Origin of the sequence: Streptomyces sp. NPDC091387, from assembly GCF_044756945.1 — a bacterium.
Lineage (GTDB): Bacteria > Actinomycetota > Actinomycetes > Streptomycetales > Streptomycetaceae > Streptomyces.
In genome coordinates, this window is sequence record NZ_JBIVTZ010000020.1 from 116,114 (window position 1) to 125,565 (window position 9,452).

Here is a 9,452-nt window from a genome sequence, read left to right on the forward strand (position 1 = left end):
GTCACGATGTGCTACTTGATGTGCCGAATAGTCGCTACAGAAACGACGTAACCGGTGATTTGAGCAACTGGGTGTAGCACTGCCTGTACGAAGCGTTATTCTCCTCAGACGCATTCGGAACCCACCACTCACTACGACGAGTGACGGTTTCGCACTGCACGTGATGGAAGCTCTGCCTCTGGGAGTCCCGTGTACCCACACGTCGGGGTTGACGCCTCGGGCCTGGCTACGCTGCGCGCAACGGTCGCCGACCGCTTGCGCGGCTTCGTCCCCACCGCGTACGCCGTACCCGCCTTTGCCACCCCTGCACCTGCCGGCCCTTGCTACGCCCTGGCCGAACGCGGTGCGGCGGTCGGAAGACGCAGCAACCGCGGCGCAACGACCACGTCCACCGTTCGTCGGCCGACAGCTGACAGCGACAGCGCGCGCATGATGGATCTCGTCGAGCGCGCACAGGCCGGTGAGGCTGACGCCTTCGGCCGTCTCTACGACCAGTACAGCGACACCGTGTACCGCTACATCTACTACCGCGTGGGCGGCAAGGCGACAGCGGAGGACCTCACCAGTGAGACCTTCCTGCGCGCCCTGCGGCGCATCTCCACGTTCACCTGGCAGGGCCGCGATTTCGGCGCCTGGCTGGTCACCATCGCTCGCAACCTGGTCGCCGACCACTTCAAATCCAGTCGATTCCGGCTGGAAGTGACCACCGGCGAAATGCTCGACGCCAACGAGGTCGAGCGCAGTCCCGAGGACTCCGTCCTGGAGTCCCTCTCCAATGCCGCACTGCTGCAAGCCGTGCGCCGACTCAACCCCCAGCAGCAGGAGTGCGTGACCCTGCGCTTCCTGCAAGGCCTCTCGGTCGCCGAGACCGCCCGGGTGATGGGCAAGAACGAGGGCGCGATCAAGACCCTGCAGTACCGCGCCGTCCGCACACTTGCCCGACTCCTTCCGGACGATGCCCGCTGACCCCAACCCGGGCCGAATCACTCTCGGCAATATGTTCATCAGCCACTGGTCCGATCATCTTTCGTGCGTAACCCAAGTGCCGCGCCACTCGTTGTGCCGGTTGCAGGCCCCCTGTCGTCACCCCATGTCCGCAGACACTCACTCAATCGTGTGGATGCGCTCAAGGTGTGCAACCTTCCGGACCCTCAGGGGAGTCGACCGTCATGACGAGAGGAGGTGCCGCCAGTGATCGCAAACGTTTCGGCACACCGGCGGGCGAACGCCTTCGCCCAGGCCGTGGAGGAGCAGTCGCTCCGCGGTGCGGCGGCCGTACAGCCCGAGGAACCGGCCGAACCGGCCGACCGCGGACCGCTGTTGGCCCTGGCGAACGGCCTCGGTGAGCTACCGAAGCCGGTATTGGATCCCGAGGTCAAAGTGGTGCAGCGAGCTCAGCTCGTCGCCGCCATGGAGGCCATGTTCGCCACGGGCGGCGCGTCCGCGGCCCCTACAGTTCCCGAACAACGGGGCAAGGGGGCCCACCGGGCCTCCCCGCTCCGCAAACTGCGCCCCAGATCGCGCTGGACGAAGGGCCTCGCGGCCGGCGGACTCACCGTCGGTGTGGCCGCGGGAGCCTTCGGCGGTGTGGCAGCCGCCAGCTCCGACGCCCTCCCCGGTGATTCGCTCTACGGGCTGAAGCGCGGCATGGAGGACCTCCACCTCAACCTGGCCGGCAGCGACACCGCCCGCGGCGAGGTCTACCTGGACCAGGCATCGACCCGGCTCAGCGAAGCCCGCAGGCTGATGGAGCGCGGCCGCGCGGCCGACCTGGACCACGAACAGCTCGGCGAGGTCAGGCGCACGCTCAACGGCATGACCCACGACGCCACCGAGGGCCACCGCCTGCTCCACGCCGCCTACCAGCGGGACGGCGCCATCGGGCCGATCCAGACCCTGGACTCCTTCTCCCGCTCGCACCGCGCGAGCTGGACCAGCCTCCGCGACCGGCTGCCCGTCCAGCTGACCGAGCTCGGTGACCAGGTGAGCTCCGTCTTCGCGGCCATAGACGAGGAAGTCGCGCCGCTGCAGTCGCTGTTCCCCCGCACCAAGGAGAAGAGCGGCGGATCGCAGCAGCCCGGCTCCACCGGGACCGGCACCGGCACGGCCCCGTCCTCGCACCGGCCCTCCCCGCCGTCCTCCGCACCCGCCGACGCGCACGAAGGCAAGAAGGACAGCAGCTCCTCGCCCCACCCGTCAGGCTCGGACACCTCTCCGGAGGACGGCCTGCTCGGAGGCGCGGACGACCTCTTCGACCCGCCGGCGCCGGACACCACGGAACCGTCGAAGGACACCCCGAGCACACCACCCACGCCGGACATCACCCTGCCCCCGCTGATCCCCGGCCTGATCGGAGGCCTAGGGATCAACAGCAGGAACGAACCCTGACCCCACCGCCGGACGGGCATCCCCAAGCCCGTCCGGCAAAATCAAGCCCGTCCGGCGATTGAGGACAGAGCGGCACCCCGGACGCACCCGGGCACGCTCAGAAGAACACCGACCGCCGCTGCACCAGCAACTTGTACAGCGTGTGCTGGATCTGCTCCCGCACCTGATCCGTCAGATTGAACATCAGCATCGGATCCTCCGCCGCCTCCACCGGATACCCGTCCGTGGGAATCGGCTCACCGAACTGGATCGTCCACTTCGTCGGCAACGGCACCGCTCCCAGCGGCCCCAGCCACGGAAACGTCGGCGTGATCGGGAAGTACGGCGTACCCAGCAGCCGCGCCAGCGTCTTGGAGTTGCCGATCATCGGGTAGATCTCCTCGGCCCCCACGATCGAGCACGGCACGATCGGCACCCCGGCCCGCAGCGCCGTCGACACGAAGCCGCCCCGCCCGAAGCGCTGGAGCTTGTACCGCTCGCCGAACGGCTTGCCGATGCCCTTGAAGCCCTCCGGCATCACCCCGACGACCTCGCCCTGCCTCAGCAGCCGCTCCGCGTCCTCCGCGCACGCCAGCGTGTGCCCGGCCTTGCGGGCCAGCTCGTTGACGACCGGCAGCATGAAGACCAGGTCCGCCGCGAGCAGCCGCAGATGGCGCCCCGCCGGATGGTTGTCGTGCACCGCGACCTGGAGCATCAGCCCGTCCAGCGGCAGCGTCCCGGAGTGGTTGGCCACGATGAGCGCCCCGCCGTCCGACGGAATGTTCTCGATGCCCTTCACCTCGACCCGGAAGTACTTCTCGTACACGGGCCGCAGCACCGACATCAGTACCTGGTCGGTGAGTTCCTCGTCGTAGCCGAACTCGTCGACGTCGTACTCGCCCGTGACCCGCCGCCGCAGGAACGCGAGCCCGCCCGCGATCCGCCGGTCCCAGCCACCCCGTCCCGCGTCCTCGGATGCCACCACGGGCTCCTCCGGTTCCTCCGGCTCCCTCGGCGGCAGTCCGGCGTCCGACTGCCCCGGCAGGGCGCTCACGGACCCGTTGCCGCGTCCGGGGGACCGTCGCCGCGCAGCACGCGGTGAGCCCCCCGACCGCGAACGGTCGTCGTCGAACGGAATGACCTTGGCGTCCGCCATCGTCGGTGCGCTCCTCTACCTGCCGCTCGGAGTCGGGTGTGTGTCGCCGCCGGCCCCGGTGATCCCCGGAGCCCCGCCGGTCCCTCCGGCGAACGGCATCGCTGCCAGTCTGCCGACGGCCCGGCCCACCGCCTCGGGCGGCAGCAGTCCCGGTCCACGGCTGCGCGCGAACTCCGCGAACGTCTCCACCGTGGTGAACCGCGGCCGGAAGCCCAGGGTCTCGCGCATCTGGACCGTGGAGACCACCCTGCCATGGGTGAGCAGCCGGATCTGCTCCGGCGAGAAGTCCGTCATCCCGACCGCACGGAGCGCCTGGCCGACCCAGGTGACCGCGGGCAGCAGCAGCGGCATCGTCGGCCGCCCCAGCCGCCGCGAGCACTGCGAGAGCAGCAGCACCCCGTCCCCGGCGATGTTGAACGTGCCGCTGTTCAGGGTCCCGCGCCGCGGCTCGCTCGCGGCGATGCCGAGTACGTCGATGACATCGTCCTCGTGCACGAACTGGAGCCTCGGGTCGTACCCGAACACCGTCGGCAGCACCGGCAGCGCCAGATAGTCCGCGAGCGGCGAATCCGCGTCCGGCCCCAGGATGTTCGCGAACCGGAGCACGCACACGGCCACGTCCGGCCTGCGGCGCGCGAAGCCGCGTACGTACCCCTCGACCTCCACCGCGTCCTTCGCGAAGCCCCCGCTGGGCAGGGACTTGGGCGGGGTGGTCTCGTGGAAGACCGCCGGGTCGCGCGGCGCGGAGCCGTACACACCCGTACTGGACTTGATCACCAGCCGCTGGACGGCCGGGGCCTTCTGGCACGCACCGAGCAGCTGCATGGTGCCGATGACGTTGGTCTCCTTGACCGCGGTACGGCTCTGGGCCCCGAGCCCCTTCCCGCTGACGTCCAGATGGACGACGGTGTCGACCGAGTGCTCGGCGAGGACTCTGGCGATGGCGGGCTGGCGGATGTCCGCGCGCACGAAGACGGCGTCCCCCAGCTGGTGGCCGGGCGCGACCGCGTCGACCGCGATCACCCGGTCCACGCCCGGATCACGCTGGATGCGCCGCACGAAGCGGCCGCCCAGCTGCCGGGCCGCTCCCGTGACGAGCACGACCTTCCCCAAGATCAGCGCCTTCCGTCGGTCTCCCGTGAAGTGAGTCGGAGGGATCCTCGAAGAGGGTGGCCCCAGTCGTCACCGTAGCGGGTGGATGTTGCCCTGTGACGCCCGCGCGGCAGCCTTGTGCCGCGTCATGGCCCGAATGCGCGCATGGTCCGCACAGCACCGCAGCCCTCCCGCCGTGATGGCGGAAGGGCTGCGGATTTCACGAACTGCGTTCGCCTACTTCTTGTTGCGACGCTGAACGCGAGTGCGCTTGAGCAGCTTGCGGTGCTTCTTCTTGGCCATCCGCTTACGCCGCTTCTTAATGACAGAGCCCACGACTACCCTCGCTCACTTCTTCTTCACTGGTGCGGGGCGTCTGGGCCCACACGACCTACGTCGGCCTAGCCTACCCGCCACCGGGTGAGGGACGTAATCCGAGGGGAATGTCAGGCCGACCCCACCCCCACGAAGGACTCCCGGAGATACTCGTGAACCGCTTGCTCCGGCACCCGGAAGGACCTGCCCACCCGGATCGCCGGCAGATGACCACTGTGCACCAGGCGGTACACGGTCATCTTCGACACTCGCATGACCGAGGCGACTTCCGCCACGGTCAGAAACTTGACCTCGTTGAGAGGCCTCTCGCTGTCAGCAGCCATGATCCACCTGTACCTTCCGCACGCGACGCGCACCGGCTTCCCCTCCGGTGACTCTTCGTCGATGTGCGCTCACTCCCCAGATTAGGGGCGGGTGATGCGAGTGGGGAAGAGGAGAGACGATCGGCCGCCTACTGTGACAGACACGCCCGATTGAGCACATAGCGCGTGAGCGGCAGGTAGTAGGCGGACCGCACGGCGTCGTCGAGCGGAACGACGACCGACACCCTCCCCTCGGCCTCACCGACGAACAGCGCCGGGTCGTCCGTATCCGCCAGCCCGATCGCCTCGATGCCCAGCTGACCTGCCCCGCAGACCCAGCCGTGGTCCCCCACGACGAGTTCCGGCAAGGGGCCCCGGGCCTCCACGGCAGCCTCCAGAACGACCCTGACCGGCAGCGGGGAGTGGGAGTGTGCGCCGGTACCACCACCGGGCACCCGCACGCCGGGTTCGCGCACCAGCGCGACTCCCCGTACGTAGTCGAGGTTGTACGTGCGTACGCCGAACCGGGTCGTTATGTCGATACATCGCCCCTGCGCGGGGGTGAGTACAGCGCACCCGACCGACGACAAAGCGTCTGCCAACGCTGCGTAGAAGCCGAGCAATCGGTGCGGATGTCCCGTTCCGAACAGCACCGGCGCCCGCCGCGAAGCCGCGTACGACAGCCGCGCGGCGAACGCGTCCAGCCCCGCCATCGTCCGCTCCGGATCGATCACATCCGGACCCGAGACATGCGCGGGATCGTCGGAGACCCCGCACTTCTCGGCCATCAGACGGAGCAACTCCCGCTCCCCCCAGCCCCGTCCGGGATCGAGACCGAGCGTCACCCGGGGGTCCCTGGCCGCGAAGAGCCGGTAACTCCTCAGACTCACTTCCCGCGGGGTGGCCACGGGCCCGGCCAGCCGGGCCGCCAGCAGATGAGCGCGCAGCGCTCCGGTGCTCAACACCCTGCCGATGCTCCCGTACCCGCACCGCCCGGGGACCAAAAGCCCGGATACGCCCCACAGTTGGCGTAACCGCCGGGCGCGGCGGCCGGGCGTCAGGTAAGCAGCCCCCGCAGCGGGAAGGCCGCACGGCGGCTCGCCAGCACCGCCTGGTCCAGCCGGTCCGCCGGGTCGTACCCCTCTTCCCACGACTTCCACGACGGGGTACGGCCGTCCGTCATCCGGGCCGGCCCGAGCTGCCGGGTCCGGGCGTAGACCTCGTCCCGCCAGGACGACGGGATCACCGACTCCGGGTCGACGGGCGCATGGGCGGCGATCCCCACCAGATGCGTCCAGGACCGCGGCACCACGTCGACCACCGCGTAGCCGCCCCCGCCGAGCGCCACCCAGCGCCCGTCGTCCGCGTACGCGTGGGCGAGGTCGTGGCAGGCCGCCATCACGGCCCGCTGGGCGTCCAGCGACACCGCGAGATGGGCCAGCGGATCCTCGAAGTGCGTATCGGCCCCGTGCTGCGTCACCAGGACCTGCGGCCGGAAGTCCGCCAGCAGCTCCGGCACCACCGCGTGGAACGCCCGCAGCCACCCCGCGTCCCCGGTCCCGGCCGGCAGTGCCACGTTCACCGCACCGCCCTCGCCCGCCCCCGCGCCGGTCTCCTCCGGCCAGCCGGTCTGCGGGAAGAGCGTCCGCGGGTGCTCGTGCAGCGAGACCGTCAGCACCCGGGGGTCCTCCCAGAAGGCCGCCTGCACGCCGTCCCCGTGGTGCACGTCCACATCGATGTACGCGACCCGCTCCGCGCCCAGCTCCAGGAGCCGGGCGATGGCGAGCGCCGGGTCGTTGTAGATGCAGAAGCCCGACGCGCTGGCGGGCATGGCGTGATGGAGCCCGCCGGAGAAGTTCACCGCGTGCCCGGTCTGCCCCCGCCACACCGCCTCCGCCGCGGCCACCGACTGCCCGGCGATCAGCGCCGACGCCTCGTGCATCCCGGCGAACGCCGGATCGTCCGTCGTCCCGAGCCCGTAGCTCTGGTCGGCGCGGTCCGGATCCACCGAGGCCGCCCGCACGGCCGCCACGTAGTCCGAGCGGTGCACGAGCCGCAGCGTGGAGTCCCCGGCGGGCTTGGCCGCCACCACGTCCACCGCACGGTCGAGACCGAACGCCCGCACCAGGCCCATGGTCAGGGCAAGTCTGACCGGGTCCATGGGATGACTGTCCCCGAAGTCGTATCCCGTTACTGCGTCATCCCACATCAGCTGTGCGCGGCCGCTCATGCCCGCCACCGTATCGGGCGGGCTCCGCGCCGAACGATTTGGCGTACACGAGTATCGCGAGCACCAGCACCATCGGTACGAGCATCGCGCCCCGGTAGCTCCAGGCGTCCCCGAGCGCCCCCACCAGGGGCGAGCCGACCAGGAATCCCACGTAGTTGAAGATGTTCAGCCGGGCGATGGCGGTGTCGCTCGCACCGGGGAACAGCCGCCCCGCGGCCGCGAACGTCTGCGGCACGATCACGCAGAGCCCGAACCCCAGCATGGTGAACCCGAGCATCCCGACCCAGGCCCCGCCGGCGACGGCCACGACACCGAACCCGGCCGCGGCGACCACGCTCCCGAACCGCACCACGGCCACCGCGCCGAACCGCCGCACCCCGAAGTCCCCGACAGCCCGCCCCAGCAGCGTCGTCACCATGTAGACGTTGTACGGAACGGTCGAGAGCTGCTCCGAGCTCCCCAGCACGTCCTGCAGATACTTGGCGCTCCAGTTGGAGACCGTCGAGTCCCCGATGTACGCGAAGCTCATCACCAGGCAGAGCGGCATCAGCAGCTTGAACGAGACCGACGCGGCCTTCCCCCGCTCTGCGGCCTGCCCCTCGTCCTCGTGCTTCCCCTCGGCGTACCACCGGCTCCCGGCGAGCGCGACGGGCAGCAGCACCACCACGACCGGGAGGTACGAGACCAGCAGCGACAGATCCCAGTGCGCCCCGGCCCACGCCATCGAGGCCCCGGCGATCCCGCCGAGGCTGTACGCGGCGTGGAAGCCGAGCATGATGGAGCGTCCGTACGCCCGCTGGAGGCTGACACCCATCATGTTCATGGACGCGTCCAGCGCACCGACGGCCAGCCCGAACGCGGCCATCGCCAGGGCCGCCTGCCACAGCTCGCTCCCGGCACCGACGCCGAGCAGCGCGAGCAGGACGACGGGCTGGGCCCACCGCAGCACCACGCGCGGCCGCACCCGCACGACCACCTTCTCGGTGACCACGCTGCCCACACCGGCCAGGATCGGCACGGCGGCGAGGAACACGGGCAGCAGGCCGTCGGATATCCCGTACCGGTCCTGGATGGCGGGGATCCGCGTCACGAGAAGAGCGAAGGTGACGCCCTGCACGAAGAAGCTCAACGCGAGGGAGGCTCTGCCGTGCCGCAAACGTGCATCTGTCATGGGCGCGAGCGTAGAGCCAGTTTCTACCCATGGGTAGACGCGTCAGGCAAGCAATTCGCGCAGCTGTCCCATGTCGGAGAAATGCCCGGTCACCCCGGCCAGCCGGTCCGCCGGCATCATCGACGTGAACCCGTACACGTCCATGCCCGCGGCCCTGGCCGCCTCCACTCCGAGCGGGCTGTCCTCGATGACGACGCACCGCTCCGGCGGCACCCCCATCCGGTCGGCGGCGTGCAGGAACAGGTCGGGTGCCGGCTTCCCGCGCCCCACGTCCTCCGCACTGAAGATCCACTCCTCCTCGAACCACTGGTCGAGCCCGGTCTTCAGGTGCCCGACCCTGATCCGCTCGTGGCTGCCGGAGGACGCGACGCAGTACGGGACCCCCTCGGCGACGAGGTCCCCCAGCACTTCCTCGACGCCGGGGACGGGTCGCAGCTCCTGCCGGAACGCGGCGAACACCCGCGAGTGGAACGTGTCGTCGAAGTCCGCGGGCAGCTTCTCCCCGCCCCGCTCCTCGATGAGGTCGTGCACCCGGTGCATGGCGGCCCCCATGTAGTCACGGAGGGATTCCTCGTACGAGGTGGGGTGCCCGAGCTCCGTGAGGTAGTCGGCCAGGATGGTGTTGGAGATCGGCTCGCTGTCCACGAGCACACCGTCGTTGTCGAAGATGACCAGTTCGTAGCGCATGTCACGACCTTAAACCGTCGGGAACGCAGAAAAGCCCCGTGCCACAAGGGCACGGGGCTTAACTATAAAAGGAGTTCGGCGGCGTCCTACTCTCCCACAGGGTCCCCCCTG

General features: G+C 69.8%; 10 protein-coding genes. 2 read left to right on the forward strand and 8 right to left on the reverse strand.

Going from position 1 to position 9,452, the window contains the following annotated elements:
- The first annotated feature begins 189 nt into the window (after positions 1–189).
- A complete protein-coding gene (locus ACIQM0_RS33005; protein WP_123460007.1) occupies positions 190–966 on the forward strand; it encodes an ECF subfamily RNA polymerase sigma factor, BldN family in 777 nt (258 codons plus the stop codon).
- A 225-nt stretch (positions 967–1,191) separates the two neighbouring features.
- Entirely contained in the window at positions 1,192–2,388 is a 1,197-nt protein-coding gene (locus tag ACIQM0_RS33010) for a DUF5667 domain-containing protein (RefSeq protein WP_401293851.1), read from the forward strand.
- 97 nt (positions 2,389–2,485) lie between these two features.
- On the opposite strand, the gene ACIQM0_RS33015 is transcribed toward ACIQM0_RS33010, so the two are convergent.
- From ACIQM0_RS33015 to ACIQM0_RS33050, 8 genes are all read right to left on the reverse strand, one after another.
- Positions 2,486–3,523, reverse strand: a complete 1,038-nt coding sequence (locus ACIQM0_RS33015; RefSeq protein WP_401293854.1) for a lysophospholipid acyltransferase family protein — start codon at positions 3,521–3,523, stop codon at positions 2,486–2,488.
- Between the two features lie 15 nt (positions 3,524–3,538).
- The gene (locus ACIQM0_RS33020) at positions 3,539–4,636 is read right to left on the reverse strand and encodes an NAD-dependent epimerase/dehydratase family protein (protein WP_385035906.1); all 1,098 of its coding nucleotides are present in this window, start codon (positions 4,634–4,636) and stop codon (positions 3,539–3,541) included.
- Positions 4,637–4,852: 216 nt separating this feature from the next.
- On the reverse strand, positions 4,853–4,951 hold the full coding sequence (locus ACIQM0_RS33025) for a 30S ribosomal protein bS22 (RefSeq protein ID WP_003948845.1): 99 nt from the start codon (positions 4,949–4,951) through the stop codon (positions 4,853–4,855).
- Positions 4,952–5,061: 110 nt separating this feature from the next.
- On the reverse strand, positions 5,062–5,274 hold the full coding sequence (locus tag ACIQM0_RS33030) for a helix-turn-helix domain-containing protein (RefSeq protein WP_158072253.1): 213 nt from the start codon (positions 5,272–5,274) through the stop codon (positions 5,062–5,064).
- A gap of 128 nt (positions 5,275–5,402) precedes the next feature.
- Positions 5,403–6,218 carry a phosphatase gene (locus ACIQM0_RS33035; protein WP_363027409.1) on the reverse strand — a complete coding sequence of 272 codons (816 nt, stop codon included), beginning with the start codon at positions 6,216–6,218 and terminating at the stop codon, positions 5,403–5,405.
- Between the two features lie 92 nt (positions 6,219–6,310).
- The gene (locus ACIQM0_RS33040; protein ID WP_401293858.1) at positions 6,311–7,483 is read right to left on the reverse strand and encodes an acetoin utilization protein AcuC; all 1,173 of its coding nucleotides are present in this window, start codon (positions 7,481–7,483) and stop codon (positions 6,311–6,313) included.
- Positions 7,452–8,654: an MFS transporter gene (locus ACIQM0_RS33045; protein ID WP_401293860.1), complete on the reverse strand. Its 1,203-nt coding sequence runs from the start codon at positions 8,652–8,654 to the stop codon at positions 7,452–7,454. The genes ACIQM0_RS33040 and ACIQM0_RS33045 overlap by 32 nt, the downstream gene beginning before the upstream one ends.
- Positions 8,655–8,696: 42 nt before the next feature.
- Positions 8,697–9,341 carry an HAD family hydrolase gene (locus tag ACIQM0_RS33050; protein ID WP_363027415.1) on the reverse strand — a complete coding sequence of 215 codons (645 nt, stop codon included), beginning with the start codon at positions 9,339–9,341 and terminating at the stop codon, positions 8,697–8,699.
- Between the last annotated feature and the right edge of the window lie 111 nt (positions 9,342–9,452).

Bases quoted from the DNA above. Each gene is read 5' to 3' on its own strand.
- ACIQM0_RS33050 (WP_363027415.1), bottom strand. From the start codon at position 9,341: ATGCGCTACGAACTGGTCATCTTCGACAACGACGGTGTGCTCGTGGAC.
- ACIQM0_RS33045 (WP_401293860.1), bottom strand. From the start codon at position 8,654: ATGACAGATGCACGTTTGCGGCACGGCAGAGCCTCCCTCGCGTTGAGC.
- ACIQM0_RS33030 (WP_158072253.1), bottom strand. From the start codon at position 5,274: ATGGCTGCTGACAGCGAGAGGCCTCTCAACGAGGTCAAGTTTCTGACC.
- ACIQM0_RS33015 (WP_401293854.1), bottom strand. From the start codon at position 3,523: ATGGCGGACGCCAAGGTCATTCCGTTCGACGACGACCGTTCGCGGTCG.
- ACIQM0_RS33040 (WP_401293858.1), bottom strand. From the start codon at position 7,483: ATGAGCGGCCGCGCACAGCTGATGTGGGATGACGCAGTAACGGGATAC.